At 46.8% G+C, this 18,943-nt stretch carries 15 protein-coding genes, 1 tRNA gene and 1 pseudogene; 3 read left to right on the forward strand and 14 right to left on the reverse strand.

All coding sequences use genetic code 11. The features are described 5' to 3' along the window. Position 1 precedes the first annotated feature (1 nt). The 9 genes and pseudogenes from QQF33_RS06165 to arsR form a co-directional block, all read right to left on the reverse strand. Complete coding sequence (locus QQF33_RS06165; RefSeq protein WP_285157566.1) at positions 2-2,299, reverse strand: T6SS phospholipase effector Tle1-like catalytic domain-containing protein; 2,298 nt, start codon at positions 2,297-2,299, stop codon at positions 2-4. After that, the gene (locus QQF33_RS06170) at positions 2,284-2,790 is read right to left on the reverse strand and encodes a DUF3304 domain-containing protein (protein ID WP_285157567.1); all 507 of its coding nucleotides are present in this window, start codon (positions 2,788-2,790) and stop codon (positions 2,284-2,286) included. Before QQF33_RS06170 ends, QQF33_RS06165 begins: the two co-directional genes overlap by 16 nt. Positions 2,791-2,842: 52 nt before the next feature. After that, positions 2,843-3,361 carry a DUF3304 domain-containing protein gene (locus QQF33_RS06175; protein ID WP_285157568.1) on the reverse strand — a complete coding sequence of 173 codons (519 nt, stop codon included), beginning with the start codon at positions 3,359-3,361 and terminating at the stop codon, positions 2,843-2,845. 4 nt (positions 3,362-3,365) lie between these two features. After that, positions 3,366-4,124: a DUF4123 domain-containing protein gene (locus QQF33_RS06180; protein ID WP_285157569.1), complete on the reverse strand. Its 759-nt coding sequence runs from the start codon at positions 4,122-4,124 to the stop codon at positions 3,366-3,368. A 9-nt stretch (positions 4,125-4,133) separates the two neighbouring features. Then, complete coding sequence (locus tag QQF33_RS06185; protein ID WP_285157570.1) at positions 4,134-6,518, reverse strand: type VI secretion system Vgr family protein; 2,385 nt, start codon at positions 6,516-6,518, stop codon at positions 4,134-4,136. A 27-nt stretch (positions 6,519-6,545) separates the two neighbouring features. Further along, entirely contained in the window at positions 6,546-7,244 is a 699-nt protein-coding gene (gene tssL / locus QQF33_RS06190) for a type VI secretion system protein TssL, short form (RefSeq protein WP_285157571.1), read from the reverse strand. A gap of 468 nt (positions 7,245-7,712) precedes the next feature. Next, positions 7,713-8,519: a GIY-YIG nuclease family protein gene (locus QQF33_RS06195; protein ID WP_285157572.1), complete on the reverse strand. Its 807-nt coding sequence runs from the start codon at positions 8,517-8,519 to the stop codon at positions 7,713-7,715. 1 nt (position 8,520) lies between these two features. Beyond that, the gene (locus QQF33_RS06200) at positions 8,521-9,429 is read right to left on the reverse strand and encodes a hypothetical protein (protein ID WP_285157573.1); all 909 of its coding nucleotides are present in this window, start codon (positions 9,427-9,429) and stop codon (positions 8,521-8,523) included. 377 nt (positions 9,430-9,806) lie between these two features. Then, positions 9,807-10,157, reverse strand: a pseudogene (gene arsR, locus QQF33_RS06205) (As(III)-sensing metalloregulatory transcriptional repressor ArsR). 232 nt (positions 10,158-10,389) lie between these two features. On the opposite strand from arsR, the gene QQF33_RS06210 reads away from it, so the two are divergent. From QQF33_RS06210 to QQF33_RS06220, 3 genes are read left to right on the forward strand one after another with little or no spacing between them, the layout of a single operon-like run. Continuing rightward, complete coding sequence (locus QQF33_RS06210; protein WP_285157574.1) at positions 10,390-11,994, forward strand: ATP-dependent nuclease; 1,605 nt, start codon at positions 10,390-10,392, stop codon at positions 11,992-11,994. Further along, entirely contained in the window at positions 11,984-13,054 is a 1,071-nt protein-coding gene (locus QQF33_RS06215) for a UvrD-helicase domain-containing protein (RefSeq protein WP_285157575.1), read from the forward strand. Before QQF33_RS06210 ends, QQF33_RS06215 begins: the two co-directional genes overlap by 11 nt. A gap of 1 nt (position 13,055) precedes the next feature. Beyond that, positions 13,056-13,982, forward strand: a complete 927-nt coding sequence (locus QQF33_RS06220) for a hypothetical protein (RefSeq protein ID WP_285157576.1) — start codon at positions 13,056-13,058, stop codon at positions 13,980-13,982. Positions 13,983-14,055: 73 nt separating this feature from the next. Here QQF33_RS06220 and QQF33_RS06225 read toward each other — a convergent pair whose 3' ends face one another. The 5 genes from QQF33_RS06225 to proA all read right to left on the reverse strand — a co-directional run bounded on the left by QQF33_RS06225 (position 14,056) and on the right by proA (position 18,941). Then, positions 14,056-14,586, reverse strand: coding sequence for a hypothetical protein (locus QQF33_RS06225; RefSeq protein ID WP_285157577.1), 531 nt, complete (start codon positions 14,584-14,586; stop codon positions 14,056-14,058). Between the two features lie 181 nt (positions 14,587-14,767). Further along, positions 14,768-15,784 (reverse strand): glycosaminoglycan attachment site, encoded by a 1,017-nt coding sequence (locus QQF33_RS06230; RefSeq protein WP_285157578.1) that lies wholly within the window; start codon positions 15,782-15,784, stop codon positions 14,768-14,770. Between the two features lie 341 nt (positions 15,785-16,125). After that, positions 16,126-17,337 carry a tyrosine-type recombinase/integrase gene (locus QQF33_RS06235; RefSeq protein ID WP_285157579.1) on the reverse strand — a complete coding sequence of 404 codons (1,212 nt, stop codon included), beginning with the start codon at positions 17,335-17,337 and terminating at the stop codon, positions 16,126-16,128. Between the two features lie 163 nt (positions 17,338-17,500). Continuing rightward, positions 17,501-17,576, reverse strand: a tRNA-Thr gene (locus QQF33_RS06240). A 111-nt stretch (positions 17,577-17,687) separates the two neighbouring features. Then, positions 17,688-18,941 (reverse strand): glutamate-5-semialdehyde dehydrogenase, encoded by a 1,254-nt coding sequence (gene proA / locus QQF33_RS06245; protein WP_285149851.1) that lies wholly within the window; start codon positions 18,939-18,941, stop codon positions 17,688-17,690. Positions 18,942-18,943 lie beyond the last annotated feature (2 nt).

The raw sequence follows: 18,943 nt of genomic DNA on the forward strand, positions 1-18,943 counted from the left end.
CTCACAGGACTTTCACTCCCGACGCTTTCAGCATATCGATGGAGGAATTCATCATCGCTTGGTGCTGTTCATTAATGGTGTCTGAGCGGGTCTGTGACGCAACGCTGCCGGGTTCATACCCTGATGCCGACTGCGCACCGGCGGTAAGAGTCTGCGTCGAACCTGTCGCCAGATCCGTCACCTTATGGACTTCACCTTTGTATGCCGACTTTGGCTCAACCAGATACACAACCCGGTTAGAGGTTGGCTGTGCGCCAACAACTTTGCCCTCCACGGAGATCAGTTGCAGTTTCTTATTGGCCTTGTTGCCGCAGTAGATCATGCGATAACGGAAGTAGCCACCCCAGGGTTCACGGCCACCCAGAGTGCTTTGCATAAACCAGGCGCGGGAGTCGTGGATCTGCTCGTCGTAGAGAGCCAGTAATTCGGCGCGGGGCTGAGTGCGGATTCCGGTTCCCAGCTTATCGGTGAACAGCTGCGGGTATAACCGATTGCCGTCTGCTTTCATTTCCTCATATTCAGCGGCTTCATCATCGCCATTAATCAGGAAAACAGCATGCTTGGGGATCACATCAAGAACGACCTGCTTGGTCTTATCAATGAAGCTGCCGTTAATGTCACGCCCCCATTCCTTGTAGTCGCTCTGGAACTCACGGGCAGCTTCACGCAGCTGGTACTGCGCAGTGGTCGGGTCGAGGTCTGGAATCCCCTGATTATTCACATCCGGCGTTTTGCGTTCCTTCAGCACTTTGGCCCGAGCAGCTTTGATGATCCGCATTTTTTCATCGTGCGTCTCGGCCTCTCTTTCGAGTCCGGCCTCATCCAACTGCGGGGCGTTCTTATAGAAATATTGCGCGGTAACACTGCCATGAGCATAACGGCCAATACGCCAAGCGGTGATCCAGCCGATCTGCTCGGTGATGGCACTTTCAAGGGTTTGCGACAGCTGATAGGCGCGATACCCGTCCTGGCTTTCGGCATCAGCACTATTGCCCTGCAACGTGGTGTTCAGGAGGGTTTGCCGCCAGATGTTAAAACGATTAATAAGCTCTTTGCTGAAATCGAATTCGTTCTGTGTGCTGACGTTCATCAGACGTGAGGGCGATTTATCTTTTATTAATTCGGTTAAACAAGACGGCTGAACGGTTAATGGCGATCCAGCTTCAAACGCCGCGAGGTACATATCATGCAGAACGATTTGAGAAAGAATTTCACCCGTACCACCGCATGACTTCCCTTGATCGCGCGGAGGATACCCCCCGCCAACATCCGAGTGCATTCCTGGATAGATGACTTCCTGACAGTTTGGTGGGTAGCTGCCATCTGGCCGCCGAATGGAGTCCAGCGGGAAGCACAGGCGCTGTTCATGCGCAGAAACAAAATGGCGACAGCATTTGATCAGGCCAGGGAATTTTCCCTCATCGGGCAGCTGCTGAGTATTATCAGCCCAGCCCATATGACCTGCGGCTCCAGGCAGGATGTGCGCCGCGCCCACGGAGGGAACGGTATCGAGCAGGCCCAAAAACTCGATACTCACCGGCAGTCCGGCCAGCTTCAGCTTGTCGTATGGAAGTTTCGTTTTGGGATCGGGTAACTGCGTTAACCAGCTGACAAAAGCACGGGCTTCCGCAGCGCCACGGGAAAAGCCGTAGATGAACAATTTGACGTTAATCAGGTGCGGCTGATGAGTGGGGATCTGCGCTTCCAGCGGCTGCAAAAACTTATTCATCGCCAGACGGCGGTTCACTTCGCCCGTGAAGGGCAACGGTTCACGCATCCCTGCCAGGCTGGCTTTCATCGTCGGTGCAGGTATGTGCTGCTTTGTAATGGCAAAGGTCAGCGCATCGGCCAGCTGTAATAAGCCCCAATTGATACGATCTTCGCCCCCGGCAGCGAAAGCCAGACCATCCGTACTGTAATCCATCTCCCCAATATCAGGGAACGGCGTACCCACGCCAGGTATGTAGTAGGCAAAATAGCCATCGGCTTCAGCTGTCTTCGCATAAGTGGCATGAAACAGCTTGGCGATATTCGTCGGGTGAGAAGGTGAGGCGTTTGTATCGTTGTGCTCATTGTTGCCCGTACCATCAAAAAACAGGCTGATGTGCAGGCTCTGACTACAGGTAAAGCCCAGCTTAACGCCGACCTGCGCACTCAGTTGCGCCTTAAAATCATCGGCCTCTTTCATCTGCTTTTTATAATTGGCGTTTACCTGTGTTTCCGACAGCGTTAAGCGTCCACCGTCAGGGAATTCAGGTGGTGCCCAGCACGGTAAAGCCAGACTCATTTCACTGGACATGACGCAGGCTCCTTCATATTGAGTGGCTCCTTCACCGGATATTCAGGCGCACCATAGCCGTAGCAAGAGGTGGTCACTTTGACTTGATTACAAGGCAAGAAGTGAACTGTCAGGCCACACGCTTGATCATATTTTGGAATATCAACGACTGCGGAATGCTGCTGATATTTAGCAGCATGTTGCGCATACGCCTTTCTGTATTCATCTGTACCTAAAGGTGGAAGGGATGCATATGCATCTGGATCTACCTCCCAATTGATATTGGCTTTTAACCCAGGCCGCCACTTATCGGGAAGCATGATGCAGCAGCTGTTTCCGGTTAACGTGCCGCCGTAACCATTCACGGTAAATGAGTTCACGGTTTGCCCAGCTACGTGGTTGATGCCACTGATGTTGGCCGCACTAGTTTCTGTGTCAGTTGCGTTCGCGCACCCTGCAACCAAAACCATCAGGAAAGCGAAACACACCTTCAGCATGCGATTTATCTTCATCCCGGATATCCTTCCTTATCAATTTGTTGTCCTGATAAACACACAATCAGGCTTAATTCACTGGACATGACGCAGGCTCCTTCATATTGAGTGGCTCCTTCACCGGATATTCAGGCGCACCATAGCCGTAGCAAGAGGTGGTCACTTTGACCTGATTACAAGGCAAGAAGTGAACCGTCAGGCCGCATGCCTGGTCATATTTTGGAATTTCGACGACTGTGGAGTGCTGTTGATATTTTTCAGCATGCTTTGCGTATGCAGACTCATCATAACCAAACCCATTTTTCTTCATGGCAATTGGCTCATTCGCATTAGGATCTGACTCCCATTTAATGCTGGCGGTTAACCCGGCCTGCCATTTATCGGGCAGCATGATGCAGCAGCTGTTACCGGTGAGCGAACCGCCGTAGCCGTTAACCGTAAACGAGTTCACTGTTTGCCCTGCAACATGGTTGATGCCACTGATATTTGCCGCGCTTGATGGCGAACGTGCTGACGGTGAACAGCCTGCACTGAGCAGCGCGGCCAAAAGCATGCTGTTAACCAGTAGAGCACTGCGGGTCAGCTTCATCGCGTTATCCCTCAAAATCCTGCAATGCACCGAAATATCCTGCACCGTTAGCTTTGAAGGCAATTTCCAGGCAGTCTGCAAAATGGCTTTCCTTGCTGATATTGCTGACGCTTTTTTCTTTCATCAGCGTTTCGGCATCACCGATGCACCCCATCAGGCCAACCTGAGCATCATCAACCAGGCTCAGTTCCGGGTCATCGGCCAGCGTGCGCGTCGGTAAGAAACTGCCTGACTTCCAGACAATCTCGCCGTCTCTGTCTCTCCAGCCCCAGAACAGCGCGATATCCGTAAACGCAGCCTGTTGTTCAGGGGTGAGAACGTGAGCAAGCAGGGATGGGAATACGCGGTTATCGTAGTACCGCAGCAGGCCGGTTTGTTCCTCCCACTGCACCTGCGACAAGGCCTGCAAGTGGCGGCTCAGCAAATCAAAGGCCAGGGGGGAGATCAGCAGCGTCAGGCGCGGCGTGTCCGTAAAGTATTCCAGCAGCTGCTCAAGCCACATCCGGTGACTCGTCACAGCAAAATGCAGACGCATGACGACCGGCGAATACTCCAGCGTTCCCCCTTCCGGGGTTCCCTCGAACAGTTCAAACCAGAGCGCCTCTGGCGACAACTGGCGCAGCGCATTTTGTAGCGGCTGGTCGGTTCCGGCCTGGTCTACCAGAACATCGATATAATCCTGCCCGGCTGCGGAACAGAGAGATTCAGCCTGTTGCATCCAGAGCATGTGCTTTTTGAGCGTTATCGGTGGTGTCGTTGTCATGACCTGTCCTTATCCTCGCGCCGCGAAGGCGGCAGCGGCTTCCTGCGCTTTCTTCAGGCAGTCCTTACACACCGATTTCGGCAGTTCCGGCAGCTGTGTTTCAACGCTGGCAGGCGCATCCCAGACGTGCTGGCCTTTCAGGCTCAGCTTCCCTGGGGTATGGATTTCTATCGCGCCCTGCGGGGTGATACGAATTGACCCGCCACCACAGCCCAGCACAATGCCGTTCTTCGCCGCGAAATGAAGTTCGCCCTGCGTAGACTTCACGGTGACATCCTTCAGGGCCGTCAGCCCCAGCAGATCGCCATGCGATTCGATGGTCAGCGGCCCCTTGCCGGACACCATGCGCATGCCTTCCTGCTGTGCGAGCAGTGAAATGGTCTGGCTGGCGTTCAGGGAAATACGCTCCCCGCTGGCAATATTGGCTTCACCCTGGCTTTGCAGGTGCAGCGTCTGGCCGCTGTTAACCAGAACGGTTTCCTGGCTGACCACGCCAATACCCTGCGGAGCGCTCAGCAGCATGGCCGGAGATTTCAGTTGATCGGCAGCAGCCAGATAGGCTTTCAGGTGTGTGGCATCAGGCTGAAGGTTGTGATGTGACTGCGTGATAGTGTGCCAGTCGGTCATCTGGCTGATGGCTCCTTTCACCAGGCTTATCGCCGGAGACATATCCAGCACTTGCCCGGTGGCCGTGGCCTGCTCATCAGCGGTCAGGAACAGCCCTTTACCGGCGCGGAGTGTGCCGGTGCTGTCGGTTCGCAACTCAAAGCCTTCACCGCGTTTGTTGCGCGAACTGTCAACGATATGACCGAGCGAAAGCTGGCTTTTACCGCCATATTCCGTCGAAATTTTTACGTGCTCAGCCCCGCGCCGATCCTCAAATCTCAGTTTGTTGTTCGCAGGAGTTCTCAACACATTACGTTGATAGTTATAGAGATTTACGTGGTCTTCATGCCGGGAATCATGCATGGCGCAGAGAATATACGGCCTGTCAGGATCGCCGTTGGTGAAGGCAATCATCACCTCTGTTCCGGCAATCAGCGGGAAATGCCAGCCGTAAACGTTCCCGGCGTAAGGTTTTGCCAGGCGCACCGGGAGGCTTTCAAAACCGGCCTGCCAGGTGGTGTTGAGGTCAAACTGGAATCGCACCCGATAGCGCCCGGTTTCATCCAGCTCGGCATACTGCGCATTTTCAACCGGGCTTGTCACCCTGGCTAGCAGCGTACCGGCGATGTGTGGCCGGGCCAACAACGGAGGACGGTACGAGAGGTGCTGGCGATTGGGAACGGCAGTAAAGCTGATGATGTAGGCCGTATCGCGGGAAATTCGCTGGGATGAGGTCGATACCACTAACAACCCGTTCGGGGCATCTTCCCAGCTCTTACCCTGTGGATGGATAATCATCCCCGGTCGGATATCCATGCCGTTCGATTTACCGTCAAAAACAACCTGTTCCGTTACCAGGCGTTCACGACGACGCTTGACGAACCAGCGGCCCTGCTCCGGCTGTTCTGCGGCCTGCCTGCCCTGCTCTTTGTAATTCTCGCCATAGCGGTATTCTTCGCCGGTAAGCGCAAGCTTCTCCAGATCGGTTTCCAGCTGCGCCTGCATATCACTCTGGGCTTCGCGGTAATATTCATCGTTCACCCGCGTCTGCCCGGCAACCGAATGGCGGTTGACCGTCACATCCCACAGCGATTCCAGACCACCATCAAACAAACCTGAAGGATGACGGAAGGCAATCTGAGGGCCATCCGTGAAGGCGTACCCGTTATCACCCAGCACCAGAACATCACGGTGATTTTCATCATCCCATGCAAAGTAGTAGAACACGCCAACACGGGCCAGATGACGCTGAATAAAGGCCAGGTCACTCTCGGCATAGGAGATGAAGAAATCCCGCACAGGGTACTGCGTGTTCAGCTGATAACGGTAGTCGAGGCTGGAGAACTCCCAGCGCTTCAGGATATCTTCGACAGCCCCAATGACGCTTTTATTCTGGTACACCGCGTAGGTCAGGCTATTGCGCAGCAATGCCAGGCTGGCTTCCAGCACCACCACATAGCGCGTGGTATCGGCAGATCGCTCGCACTGCTGGAAAGACGTGATGACACCACGCATGACGCGAGGACTGACGGCCTGCCAGGGCTTTCCGTCCGGGTAAAACAGAAGCTGTGCCGTGGTGTTGATCAGCACATCGGCGGGAATATCGGGAGTCGCACTGGTCAGCTCAATCGAGTAGCGCCACGGGGTATTCAGGACTTCTTCACCGCTGAAACGCAGCACCGACAGTTGAATGTCCGGGCGTTGTTTTTGCAGCTCCGGCACTTTCAGCTGGTAGTGGTTGTAGACCGGAATCTTGCTTCCCTGAAGGGTAAACGTATTTTCGCTCATGACCTGCTTCTCCCTGGTCAGTTGTTATCAGCTCAGCGTGAACCACTGTCCGAGCAAATAGTGCAGATGAACACTCATCGCGCAGGACGCGGCAACAATCAGCAGCAATCCCAGAATGCGCATTACCCACGGTGAACGCCGCCAGAAACGAATGTCCGGGCGACGGTTGCGAATAAAGATCGGCGTGTTGATTTTGCCTTTGACTGTTGGTAACAGCTCACTCAGCTGTTTCAGTAGCGATTGCCGTTCTTCGTTCAGCTCGCCGCCCTCACGGATATATTTTCCCCGATAGCCCAGCATCAACATGCGGTGGTAGCAGGTAAGCACGGCTTCAGATGGTGCAGGTTCTCTCAGCAGCTTTTTGATATGTTCATAGAAGTGTTCACCACCATGAAGACTATCCAGGAAACGGCCCTGTAATGGAGTCTCTGAATACCAGACAGACACGTCGGTATCTGGCTGAGTCATCACTGCTTCATCCAAAAAAACGCAGTGTGCAAACTTAATTTCATCGGAAAGATGGCTGGTAGCACCAGCTTTATTGAGAGCTTCTTGAACTTGTTCAATCATGCTTTCGCAATGCTGATAAAGCGCTTTATCAACAACGACACCTGGAATATTCCTAATAGACAGCGCGAGAAGCCATGTTTCCTGAAATATAGTATCGATGAATGTTGATGTAATGAGTTGTGCCTGAATATCCGTCCCGGAACTCGTTGAAGTCACGCAGCTATGTCCATGATTAGAATGAGGCTCATTGTCAATGATGTTATTTGTGTGCAATCGGACGAGCAATGAAATAGGCGTTACAAAATGTAACTAAAATTATTTTTAGGCCGTAAGCCCCTGAGTCAGGCAGATGTAGTAGAAACCTAAATGAAGCAGGAAAGAATATTTAATAGTTTAAAACCACTCCTAATTGAACAATGCATTCACCACGCAAATATAAAACAACAAATCATTCAGCATTGCAATTTAACTCACGCTAAATAATGTTTAAGCGTTCGTTTATCATAACAAGAATTCTGAATGTGTAGCCAAGTTCTTCATATTGGTTAGCATCTCCAGTTAATTATTTACCATCCTAATTTTAAGCAACTGCCAAACGCTATTTCACACCTGCAAGTACGAATGTAGAGCAAGATTATTGGATTCATGCCCTACATCTAAGAGCTTCCACCGAAGAGGGAAACCTCAAACGATGCCATAAGCTTTCAGGCAGTTACTCCTGATCGCATAAGTGTTCAAAGTATCAATGAACTCTCGTAATTCATCCGAATAAGTAAACCACTCTCGGCCAAGCCCTTTCTCATCTAACCTGTGCTTTTTAAAATAAAGGTGTAACGCAGATTCTGTCTCCACGCCCCCAACAGGGATGATGGAGACCAAGCGCAGGCTAGCATTGTGTTGCTGTTTCAGCGTGTCGATGCGTTGCCTGAGATTGCCAGACATCCCAATTTTGACTCTTTTGTGGGATTCATCCAGTAAGAAGTACACATCAGTTTCACCTTTTAGATAGGGTTCATAGTTCAGCCATGGAGCGATGAATACGTCATCGTTGCTAACCTCAGGTGATCGAAGCAGAGGGATAGCTTGCTGCCAGGCCTGCTCCAGACATACTTCCTGTTGTTTTTGCCGATAAGGGCGCATCAAAGCGGTACAAACAAAGTCAGTACCCAATGGTACGTAGGAACCATTGCGCGAGGGAGCAAACTGACCAGTGGGCATCCAAGTGTGCAGGATTTCGAGTTTGTCTCCAAGCGCCTCAGGTACGCTTCTCAAACTCATCTCCTCCCCGTGATAATTGACCACTAGCTTCTGGGGTAGATACCATTTCAGAAAACTTAAAGGCAGGTTATGAGCATGTTGCTTTTCAGGCTGATTTGTTTGCATAAATCCTTGATACTCAGCACTCCCTAGAGCCTGTGCAATAAATCGAATTTTTTCGTTCTCACTCTGATCCTTTAGCCACGAGTACGCTATTTTCCCAGCTTTGTTCATCTCATTTTCTTCCTTTCTTGAATGAGGTCAAAGAAGCAAACTGAAGCTCTATACCGAAGTCATGCTTATGTCCATCTTGGCTAAATGTCCACTTGCCTTTCCCTCCGCAATCAAGCAATACGCGGTATAAGTGTTGGATCCCAACACGCCCGCGAGGCTCGGGCTTCCCAAGATGGTAATTCAGAGCGCTATAGTTATTGATACAACAAATCTTAATTGTACCGTCATAACCTAGCCCAATAAATTGTTCCACAAGATAGGAGAGATAGCCGACCATATAATCCTGAAACCATGGCCGTGAAAAAGCCCTGTCACGACCACGTGGTAAGTTGTTATCGTGAATATCTAGATCCCACTCCCGGCTTAAAATGGTGACCATTTTGCCTTCAAAATGGTAATAGGCATAAAAACGTAAACCAAATACCCAAGGCTCCAGCCAGGGATTATTAACCGCGATCTGCTTACGGTTACCTGCTACTGCCCGGCTAGCCGTATCATCATAAAATTCGAGTAGATCAATAATGTCTTCGAGGCTCGCAGGGGGAGAATCCTCGCACTCGCGTACAAAGGCTGACATGACTTTTCCTGATATTTGGGGATATCGGCCTTGAGCGACCTTACAAATCAGGCTTTCCGGTACATGAATCTCGGAATGAACGGCATTCTGCAGTTCAGCGATATACGGAACCAGGAGCTGGTTAAACGCATACTTATCTTCCGGGCTTGGGAGGCCATAGAAAGACATGTATTTATCACTAAATTGACCAAAGACTTTGCTCAGTTCCGACCAATTATTGCAGTTATAACGTAATGCGACCACATCCTGAGCGTAGCTCCGGCAGATATTGAGTGTTCGAGAAAGATACTTTCCGTGGGCTTCAGCTTCAGCGCGAGTGGGGAATCGTTTCATGGTTTAAGTCCCTTATATTTCTTATGAGCTCACGAACCATAAGAATCAAAGACACTTAACCAAAATAAAAATTTGATAAGTCTGCGCTGCATTCCGCTTTGGCCGTGAGCTGCCGGGTCGCGCTAACCTTATGCTTAACATATTGGAAAGAAAAAACATTGTCAACCATGCCACTTACTGATAAGTCCATTCACCATGCCACCTACACGATCGCGATTAAACATGAACAAATATTCGTTCAATTCTTGCACCCGCAAATGAATAGTAACCGCTTCCTTGACGACACATGACGAGACATAAAGATTTAAACACCTACGTTAACGTTATCATCTCTTGCAACTCACATTCATAAAAACATATGTGTACAGGTAAAATTTTTAGAGACAAACAGCCTTACCACTGCCAGAGCAGTTGGCCGATGCCAGCTTACGGGCGATGGCCTGTACGTCGTCCTGTTGGCTTAACCAGGCCTGCTCAATCACCTGAGCAGCCCAGGAAGGAATATGCGGAGATAAGCGGTAATGAACCCATTTCCCCTGCTTGCGATCCAGCAATAGGCCACTTTTCCGAAGCATTGCCAGATGGCGGGAGATCTTGGGCTGTGACTGTTCTAGCGCAGTGCAAAGGTCGCACACACACAGTTCTCCCATCTCTCTGAGCAGCAGTACGATCCCTAACGGGTTTCATCGGAGATGATTTTTGAAGAGTTTTAAGGATGTTAGTGACATCTGGCCTCCTGTTCTATGGCCTCCTATCCTAATTGAAGTTAGGATACTCCCAAAAGGACCAAAATCAATATTCACATTCGACAAAACACATGTGTTATTAGAAGGATTTTTTTTGCTAATGATCAATAATTACGGCTAATACACTAAAATCTAGTGAATTAAAGTGTTATACAGTTCCTGGAATACACACTTCATTATTGGTTTAGCTGGCTTATGCGCCAAGGAATACAATGTGATAAAAAAGATTAAAATCTCAGGTTACAGAATCTACAAACAATTGATTTTAGAGCCAAATCCAAAGCTCAACCTGATAGTTGGGGGGAATGAGGTTGGAAAATCAACCCTAATGGAAGCAATAGCCTTAGCGCTAACAGGCAGAATCAACGGAAAAGGAGCTAATGATGAACTGAATCCGTATTGGTTTAACACAGAGCTAGTCGCTGATTTTGTTGAAAGAAGACAAAGAGGTGAAAACATTAGTCTACCTGAGATTAAAATTGAGCTCTTTTTTGATAATACGGCAGAATTACAAAATCTATGTGGAGCTATTAATAGCGATCATCCAACAAATGCATGCCCTGGTGTATTATTCCACGTACTGCCCAATAGTGAATATAATGAGGAGATAGAACAATGGCTTATATGCCCTACTAAAATATTACCTGTAGAATTCTACCGTATAGAATGGCGTTCTTTTGCTGATGAGAAACTTCTCAATAGGCCTCGGCAATTAACAACTGCCATCATAGATTCTAAAACTGTTAGATCCTCCACATCAATCGACTATCATTTAAGGCAAATAATTAATGATCATCTTGCTCCAATAGAAAGGGCAAAAATATCCTTATCATACAGACAAGTTAAAGCATCTATGGCCGGAGGTGTACTTGGTGATATCAATGAAAGAATAAGTAAATTAAATGCCTCATTACATGATAAAACCATCATTTTAGATATGGATCAAAGTAGTCGAACCTCTTGGGAAGGCGTTGTATCCCCTCATGTCAATGAGGTCCCTTTTTCTATGTCTGGGCAAGGTCAGCAAGCTGCCATCAAAATTTCTCTGTCTATGGGGCGTCACGCTGAAAAGACAAAATTTGTGATGATAGAAGAACCAGAGAACCATCTTTCACATACCAGTTTATCAACACTACTTTCTAGAATCGAAAAGTTATCCAGCGCTAGTCAGCAATTATTCATTACAACGCATAGTACTTTCGTATTGAATAGACTCGGACTAGATTCGTTAATTTTAATTGGCAATGAATCTGTAAGCAGAATCAATGGCCTATCTCCAGATACTGTTTCTTACTTCCAGAAACTGCCTGGTTACGACACACTCAGAATGGTCTTGGCAAAGAAAGTGGTATTGGTCGAAGGCCCATCTGACGAAATAATTTTCGAACGTTTTTTCAAAGATACATACCAGCTGCGCCCTATGGAGGCCGGTATTGATGTTATAAGCATGAGGGGACTATCACTAGCAAAATGTTTGGAGTTATGTGCCGCTCTCGATAGGCCTGTAGCCTCTCTCCGAGATAACGATGGAATTTCACCAGAAGATCTTGCGCTCCCAGTTCAAGGATGGCTGAAAAAAAACAGAAGAGAGCTATTTATTGGAAGTGTAGTTACAGGGACAACATTAGAGCCACAACTAATTCACCACAATGGTGAAAAGTTACTTCGTGAAGTATTAAACATAGAAGATAGAGCAGATCTTTTAACATGGATGAGTAGAGAAAAAACAGAAGGGGCCTTGAGAATTTCGGTCTCAAAAAAGGCACTCACACCACCTAAATACATGAGCGATGCGATAAGGTTTATTTATGAACAATGAGTTAATCTTGGCTGTAGCAGGTTCAAGAAAAACACAAGGAATCATTGATCATTGTGCGAGAATAGATGGTCAAAAAAGAGTGTTAGTTTTAACATTTACTCAATTCAACCAAAATGAAATTCGCAATCGGTTATCTCATTGTGCAGGAAACAGCTCAAATATTGAAGTACTTGGGTGGTTCACTTTTTTAATCCGACATTTTGCCAAACCGTTCCTCCCTTATAAATTCCCTGGACAAAGAATTCTGGGATTTAACTTTGATGGAAGGCCATACATGATGGCAAAGGGTATCAACAGATTTTTAGATAAAAACAACCATGCTTACGCTTGTGAGCTAGCTCGACTAAGTGCAGAACTGATTAATGTAAGCCAAGGGGCATTAATTTTTAGACTTGAGTCTATTTATGATGAAATACTTATTGATGAAGTTCAGGATTTGAGCGGCTACGATTTAGACATATTAGATTCTTTGTTAGCAACGGCTATCAATTTGAAAATGGTTGGAGACATGCGGCAAGCTGTTCTATCAACCAATCCAAGAGGAAGTAAGCATAAAAAATATCAAAATACTAATATGCTTTCTTGGTTTTTGGAAAGAGAAGAGAAAGGAATAATAAAGATAATTGAACGTTTTACAACCTGGAGATGTCATCATTTAATATCTGATTATGCTGATACTATTTTTTCACCTGAATGGAGCTTTCCTAAAACAAAATCTGAAAATCACACTGTTACATGTCATGATGGGGTTTTTCTTGTAATGAAGGAGCATGTTGAAGATTACATCAAAACATTTAAACCACAATGCTTGAGAAACTCAAAAAGCAGCGGCAAGGCCTATAATTTCGATTTTATTAATTTCAAAGCATCTAAAGGTTCAACTTTCGAACGAATCCTAATAATTCCGACCTCAGGAATTGAGACTTTTATTCAGAAAAACGAGTATCTTGAAAGTACTGCCGCCGCAACATTTTATGTTGCAATTACGAGAGCTCAGCAAAGCGTAGCAATAGTCGTGGGGAAACCTGGTCAATCAAACTTACCAATATGGGAACCATAAAATGGACGTTTACTCATCATTTCCTAATGTTATAAACTTTAAGCGCTCAAACATTCCCATCCAAGGCATATATAAAAGATATGCTATTTTATTTGATAAAATAATATTCAATAGATACGGATGTCCAATAGGAAACAATAACTTATTCGCAAGCCTGCCTGAATATACATCAACTTTTGCAAGCGATGAAAAAGATTTAAAAGAGAAACTAAATCTTTCCAAAAATAAAAAATTCCAAGATTTATTTATCGATTTATGGGATTTATTCGAAAACCCAGAAAGCTTAAATAATGAAGCCAGGAACTATGTTTCAGAACATCAAAGTGAGACCATATCTAAATTTTCATGGGGACGTGCCCTCATAGACAAAGAGATGGGAATTCATAACCATAATAGTGAATATAAGGCAGCAAGCATAGTGTGGGGAGATATTAGCTCCGATCTTGGATTTAATTTCCTATTGAAAAAAAACCATAAAAACCTTCATATTAACTTTGCCCCCGTGGTTGCCTCAGCGGTTAACTCAGTACAACAAACATCCGACATACAAAATCTTTTCGCAACTGACCTAATCATCCCAAACTTTGAAGAACTAACCTGGGATCAAATTTTAGAATTAAGAGACGATAAATATATTAAAGCATTTAGAAAAAAATATTTCTCCATCGAGAAGAATGACAAAAATATCGATTTAGAACTTAATTCTGATTTAGATGAAGCCTTATGGGATTTAGCCACACAAATAAGACCTAACATCACAAAATCCATTATGGAAGCAGTATTAAGCAACCTACCATTCCCTTCAATTGCAAATCCATTCGGAATTTATTATGGAGCAAAAAATACATTAAGAAACATTGAAAATAAAAATAACCACTCTTGGGTGTATTTCATTCAATCGGCAAAAAAAACCAACATCATTAAATAATTCAATTCGCTATTGCCCAATATCTTTTAAGCAATAGCGAATTGTAAACATTTCCAACCAAAATATGTAAACACTACTCTTTTGGAATCATTTTTAGTATATCCATTCTAGATTCCATTAATATACCACCAAGAAAACTACTTTTTGAGGCAAAATAACCTGTTGCACCACCCATATTGCCAATCTGTTTTAATAGCCGCTGCCTTGTAGCATATGCGGGTTTCACTCTATTATAAACATCTTCCCACCAAACAACCCCATACTTAGCAATTATCTTTTTTTTTATTCTTTTAAAATACTCTCGACTATCCTGACCATTATAAGATGCAAGTTGACTAGCCCAGATCATTTTTTTATGTAGAGAAAGTGGTTCAAAATCTCTTTTAATTAATTCTTCTTGTATGTCTGGATGTAAAAGCAAAGAGCCATCGCCTATTTTGCGCTTTATCCATAATTTTATGGCTAGTTTATAAATAAGTTTTTTAAATTCCTTATCAACTTTTGATAACTCTGAACACTTTGACCAATCCTCAAGGTTATCTTGCAAACTTAATTCTTCAATTATATAGTTATATTGGTGAACATCTTCATTCCTAATAGTCATATCTTTATCCTGATTTCAGACAAGCCATAATTATCAAATCTTAACATTGCATGCGCCTTAACCTATAAAAGCATCATACCAAAATTAAACCTAATGCCGAAAATATTGAAGAGGAGAATGAAATCCAACTGACGACATTATTTTTGCAAACCTCATGCACACCAGATTAGCTATAGCCGAACTATTTTGTGCACTTAAGTGAAATTAAGTATCTAAGCAACAAAAAATCATCTGGCGCTTCAAAATCTAAATATCCACCTTCTCTCATATAGCATTGAGCAATTCTAGGGTGTCCAAACGCCTCAGGGGGTAATGGGTTCTTTGCAAAAGGATTATGAAGCACATACAAACCATCCAAAAGGTGTTCTTTATAGTCACATTTTTGTGCTGTATGGACATTTGGATAAATAGAGTCTGGATTAGGGGTGAATGTCTGAAAAACAGTTGGAGCGGATGGATTATCAGCCAGCGCTCTTAATTTACCCCAAGTTGCTAAGCTACTATAAATGACTGCACTAACATCTGAAAAATCAGGAGTGCAAAATAGTCCGATATCAATCTCAGTACGTCCATTCTTTAGAGCAGTATCGACATTATAAGAAATAACCTGTTCTGCGTTTGATGCCATCGTTGCTTCTTCATCATGATACAGGCCATACATCGCTGCAAGAATCGGTCTGCTAGCAGAAAAATGAGAGAAAGGTCTGTCGAATGAAGCAATTGCTATGACGAATGGTTTATTCCTGCATTGCTCAAGTTTTGAGTAGCGCTCTCTTAGCTTATTTACTTTCCCCATGAAACTATTGGTTATACGGATCGCTGCCTGAGAGTTGAATTCATTAAATCCCCCCAATTTTGTATTATTATCAAAGCTGTGAGCATGTGGTTGTCCTATAGCAGGTAATGCAATTGTAGCTTCAATACAAAACTCGTGATCTCTAACTATTACAAAATCAGGAGCATCAAATGAGAAGTCACAAATATGCCCAATTTCTTTCATATACGCATGTATATATAGTTCCCAAAGGCATGGTTCGAAGGTCGTCTGAAATTCTTTAACGAATTTACCATCTCTATCCTTTAACCCTTGGGCCCATTTATTTAAAACATCACGCTCAGCCCAGTATTCATCTTCTTTAATCATTTTATATATTGGGTGTTGTTTATCTAATGAAACCACATCGGTAAATAAGTCCATTTCTAATTCCTCAGATGGTAAACCGTGAGTATTCTACAGGAGTTGCTCTAGGAAAAGAGCTTTTTAAATCAAAAATCTTCTACATTGCAGGAATAAATTCATTACCCAAAAACCATCCGGATTCCTGTAAACCCGAATCCGAATGAGTGGATAGAATAGGTAGATTGTGTTACACCATCCTCACTACATCAAGCCTGTTTGAGTACTACACGGAACTGCACATATTGCAATAAAGAAGATAATCTCTCCTAAAGCTTAACGCGAGCTAATATCAAAAAAATCACTGTCAGTCCCTCCATTTTGAAGGTACCAAACTTAAGATTGTGATCCTTTCTGTCCGCTTAAACAGTTGTATTGAAAGAAGCAATTATGAGTCCAGATAATCCAATACTACCAATGTAATCCGCATACCACTGCATCATCTCCCTCCGCCCTTCCAGATACAACGCATGGTTGTACGTCCCGCGAATCGCATTCTTATCGACATGCGCAAGCTGGGTTTCAATCCATGCCGAAATGAACCCTTCCTCGTGCAAAATCGTACTCATCGTGTGACGGAAACCATGCCCCGTTACCTTCCCCTTATACCCAATCCGCTTAAACACCTGATTAATACTCGCTTCGCTCATCGTTTTGCGGGGATCATTCCTCCCAGGAAACACAAGAGGATATTGCCCAGACATCACTTTGAGCTGCTGTACGATCTCTAGTGCTTGGGTAGACAGGGGCACGAGGTGAGGCCGTTTCATCTTCATACGCTCTGCAGGTATTTCCCACACCGCTTTTTCAAGGTCAAACTCACTCCAGAAAGCACCTCGAAGCTCGCCGGTGCGAACTCCCGTAAGGATCAGCAGACGAGCAGCAAGAACAACTAACGGGCTTCCTGTATAGCCTGCGAGAGCTTTAAAGAAGTCTGGTAACTCCTCAACAGTAAGGAAGGGATAATGCTTCGATTCATGCCCTGACATCGCGCTGGTTAGATCCGCTGCAGGATTGTATTCCGCACGACCGGTAACGATGGCGTAACGAAAGACTTCGCTGCAGCGCTGGCGAACCTTCTTGGCCTTCTCTGTCGCGCCACGGCTTTCCATACGACGCAGCACATTCAGCAGAACCAGTGGTTTGATTTCATTCACCGGCTGCTGGCCGATATAAGGGAAAATATCTTTGTTAAAGGCTTCGATAATGTCGGAGGCATAGCCTTCTGACCACCGGCTTACCTTCGTGCCGTGCCACTCAAGCGCCACAGACTGAAACGTGTTGTTGAGCTGCACATCGCGAACCAGCTTTTCTTCTTTCTTTGCGAAAGACGGATCGATACCCTCGGCCAGCTTTTTCTTAGCTTCATCACGCAGTGCCCTCGCTTGTGCAAGGGACACTGCCGGATAGACACCAAAAGCCATACGCTTCTCTTTTCCATTGAATCGATATTTCATCCGCCAGTATCGTGAACCAGAAGGAACAACTTCAAGATACAAGCCTGCACCATCTGCTAGCTTGTAGGCTTTCTCTCTGGGTTTAGCAGCATCTACCTGTCGTGCATTAAGCTTCATTGGGGGCATCTCCCTGGACCGAACACAGAATGCCCCCACTTATGCCCCCAACTGCGACTTGATTTCGGTTGAGTCCAGCTGATAACAGGAGATAAGATACGGGCCATAAACCGCAGTATACGGGCTTTTAGTTGATTTCGGTAGACCTGGGGAGAGTTTGAAATGGTGCCGATAATAGGAGTCGAACCTACGACCTTCGCATTACGAATGCGCTGCTCTACCAACTGAGCTATATCGGCCCTGAGAGGCCGGTTACGAGCGTAACCACGGTGCAAAAGGTTAAAACTAACGGGGTGATGCGTCAATGGCCTTGCGAATCAAATGCCTAATTTTGCATCACCCTCGTTTATTTACGCACGAATCGTATCATCGCCGAAGCCGATCCACTTGTAGGTGGTCAGCGCTTCCAGACCCATCGGGCCGCGGGCGTGTAGTTTTTGCGTGCTGACCGCCACTTCGGCACCCAGTCCAAACTGACCGCCGTCGGTGAAGCGCGTTGAGGCGTTGACGTAGACTGCCGAAGAGTCCACTTCATTGATAAAGCGATCGGCGTTGCGCAGGGTGCGGGTCAGAATCGCGTCGGAGTGCTGCGTGCCGTGGGCGCGAATGTGGGCGATGGCATCGTCCAGATCGGCAACCACTTTCACATTCAGATCCAGCGACAGATACTCGTCGTCATACTGTTCCGCTTTCACCGCTTCCACTTTGGCCGGGCCATCTTTCAGCAGTGCCAGCGCGTTGTCATCCGCATGCAGCGTCACGCCGCTCTCGGCCATTTGCTGACTTAGCGCAGGCAAGAACGTCTTTGCGATACCCTGATGCACCAGCAGTGTTTCAACGGTGTTGCAGGTGCTCGGACGCTGGGTTTTAGCATTGACGATAATCTTCAGCGCTGGCGCTAATTCGGCGCTCTCATCCACCAGGATATGACACACGCCAATCCCGCCGGTGATCACCGGAATGGTCGACTGTTCGCGGCACAGCTTGTGCAGACCTGCACCGCCGCGTGGGATCAGCATGTCGATGTATTTGTCCATGCGCAGCATTTCATTGACCAGCGCGCGATCCGGACTTTCGATGGCCTGAACCGCACCGGCTGGCAGGCCGCACTCTTCCAGCGCCTGCTGAATGACTTTCACGGTCGCCGCGTTGGTGCGCCACGTCTCTTTCCCGCCGCGCAGAATTGCCGCGTTACCCGTTTTCAGACACAGGGATGCGACGTCGACGGTCACGTTCGGGCGCGCTTCATAAATCACGCCGATGACGCCGAGCGGCACGCGGCGGCGTTCGATGCGCAGGCCGCTGTCGAGCAGCCCGCCATCAATCACCTGCCCGACCGGGTCGGCCAGATTACAGACCTGACGCACGTCGTCGGCGATACTTTTCAGGCGCGCAGGGTTCAGCGCCAGACGATCGAGCATTGCCTCGCTCAGGCCGTTGTTGCGCGCGTCGGCTAAATCCTGCTCGTTGGCGAGTAAAATTTGCGGCGACTGAGCTTCCAGATAGTCAGCGATTTTTTCCAGAACGCGGTTTTTCTCGCGACTGGAAAGGAGCGCCAGTTTATAAGAGGCGGCTTTGGCAGCTGCGCCCATTTGTTCCAGCATGA

Origin of the sequence: Lelliottia wanjuensis, from assembly GCF_030238365.1 — a bacterium.
GTDB classification, from domain to species: Bacteria; Pseudomonadota; Gammaproteobacteria; order Enterobacterales; family Enterobacteriaceae; genus Enterobacter; species Enterobacter wanjuensis.

What these genes read in the sequence shown, in the direction of transcription:
- QQF33_RS06195 (WP_285157572.1), bottom strand. Translation starts at nt 8,519, where the DNA reads ATGAACAAAGCTGGGAAAATAGCGTACTCGTGGCTAAAGGATCAGAGT.
- QQF33_RS06235 (WP_285157579.1), bottom strand. Translation starts at nt 17,337, where the DNA reads ATGAAGCTTAATGCACGACAGGTAGATGCTGCTAAACCCAGAGAGAAA.
- QQF33_RS06185 (WP_285157570.1), bottom strand. Translation starts at nt 6,518, where the DNA reads ATGAGCGAAAATACGTTTACCCTTCAGGGAAGCAAGATTCCGGTCTAC.
- QQF33_RS06170 (WP_285157567.1), bottom strand. Translation starts at nt 2,790, where the DNA reads ATGAAGATAAATCGCATGCTGAAGGTGTGTTTCGCTTTCCTGATGGTT.
- QQF33_RS06215 (WP_285157575.1), top strand. Translation starts at nt 11,984, where the DNA reads ATGAACAATGAGTTAATCTTGGCTGTAGCAGGTTCAAGAAAAACACAA.
- proA (WP_285149851.1), bottom strand. Translation starts at nt 18,941, where the DNA reads ATGCTGGAACAAATGGGCGCAGCTGCCAAAGCCGCCTCTTATAAACTG.
- QQF33_RS06180 (WP_285157569.1), bottom strand. Translation starts at nt 4,124, where the DNA reads ATGACAACGACACCACCGATAACGCTCAAAAAGCACATGCTCTGGATG.
- QQF33_RS06230 (WP_285157578.1), bottom strand. Translation starts at nt 15,784, where the DNA reads ATGGACTTATTTACCGATGTGGTTTCATTAGATAAACAACACCCAATA.
- QQF33_RS06225 (WP_285157577.1), bottom strand. Translation starts at nt 14,586, where the DNA reads ATGACTATTAGGAATGAAGATGTTCACCAATATAACTATATAATTGAA.
- QQF33_RS06220 (WP_285157576.1), top strand. Translation starts at nt 13,056, where the DNA reads ATGGACGTTTACTCATCATTTCCTAATGTTATAAACTTTAAGCGCTCA.
- QQF33_RS06165 (WP_285157566.1), bottom strand. Translation starts at nt 2,299, where the DNA reads ATGTCCAGTGAAATGAGTCTGGCTTTACCGTGCTGGGCACCACCTGAA.
- QQF33_RS06200 (WP_285157573.1), bottom strand. Translation starts at nt 9,429, where the DNA reads ATGAAACGATTCCCCACTCGCGCTGAAGCTGAAGCCCACGGAAAGTAT.
- QQF33_RS06175 (WP_285157568.1), bottom strand. Translation starts at nt 3,361, where the DNA reads ATGAAGCTGACCCGCAGTGCTCTACTGGTTAACAGCATGCTTTTGGCC.